The sequence below is a fragment of the Microcystis sp. M49636_WE2 genome (genome assembly GCF_030065375.1).
In the GTDB taxonomy this organism is placed as follows: domain Bacteria; phylum Cyanobacteriota; class Cyanobacteriia; order Cyanobacteriales; family Microcystaceae; genus Microcystis; species Microcystis aeruginosa_C.
In genome coordinates this window covers 1-1,089 of record NZ_JASJFG010000610.1, presented here as the reverse complement: position 1 = coordinate 1,089, position 1,089 = coordinate 1, and the positions used below count along the sequence as shown (strand labels likewise).

Here is a 1,089-nt window from a genome sequence, read left to right as displayed (position 1 = left end):
GGCCGATGTGGCTAAATTCGGTCGTTTTCACCGGGGAATGTTGGAAAGAGGCGTTTATCTAGCTCCTTCCCAGTTTGAAGCTGGTTTTACTTCTTTAGCTCACACAGAGGCCGATATCGAACGGACTTTGGCCGCCGCTAAAGAGGTTTTAGCAAGTTTATAGTCAATGCTGCTTCGGCCGGGAAAATTGATTGATAGGGTCCCAAGTATTGATGAGTTGACATCTCCCCGCTTGCAAAAGACGGGGATTCTTAGCGGTGAGATCGAGTGCGGTTTTAACCCTGCTCGATCTCGGTTACAATCTATTTTAGAAGGCCTGTCTAGTAGGTTTTCTGACTGCTATTTTTCAATTTTATTGGTGAGAGTTCCCACCACATCAATACCGAGGGTTTGATGGACACTGGCGAGGAATTGATTGACGATTTCGGGATAGACTTTGATCAGGGCAGCCAGGGATTTACCATCACCATTATCAACGATATTAACTCGATCGAGGTGTAAGCGTCTAGGAATTTTAATCGCCTCCTCCAGGATAGTTTCTAACTGTTGAATCAAGAAAATTGCCTCTGCTTCGCTGCCGGTGTTTTGCCAGACTTCTGCAAATAATTCGTTAACTAAGGCTTCAGCTTTGGCATTTTCTTCAAAAATTGCCGCTTCTCCTCTAGCGCGGAAAGTTTCAGCTTCCTGCTGCGCTTCTGCGGGTAAAACTTGATCTGCTTGAAGACGTAATCTTTCCAATTCTGCCCTAACCTGTTGCAATTTTTCCTCAACTATAGCACGTTTTTCCTTAGCAGCAGCAATAGTTATTTCTTCTTCCGATTTTGCCTGTTGTTCCAGTTTTGCTTTTAACTTTCTCAACTCGTTTTCTTGCTCTAAAATGATAATTTGATCGCGGGTTTTAGCCACGGTTGCCTGTTCCTCACATTCCGCGACTATTTGTTCAGCTTCATTGAGGGCATTTGATTCAGCAATTTCAGCATCACGCATGACTAAAGCGATTCTTTCCCGTCCGAGGGAGTTAAGATAATCCACGTCATCGGCAACATTTTGAATTTTGAGAGTATCAATTTCTAAACCGAGTTTAAACAG

General features: G+C 43.7%; 1 protein-coding gene and 1 pseudogene. One reads left to right on the top strand and one right to left on the bottom strand.

Annotation, left to right across the window (positions count from 1 at the left end):
• Window positions 1-163 (top strand): annotated as a pseudogene (locus PX484_RS14055) (aspartate aminotransferase family protein); the annotation flags it as partial.
• A gap of 176 nt (window positions 164-339) precedes the next feature.
• On the opposite strand, the gene PX484_RS14050 reads toward PX484_RS14055, so the two are convergent.
• On the bottom strand, window positions 340-1,089 hold a 750-nt coding region (locus PX484_RS14050), incomplete at its 5' end, for a flotillin family protein (protein WP_502882742.1).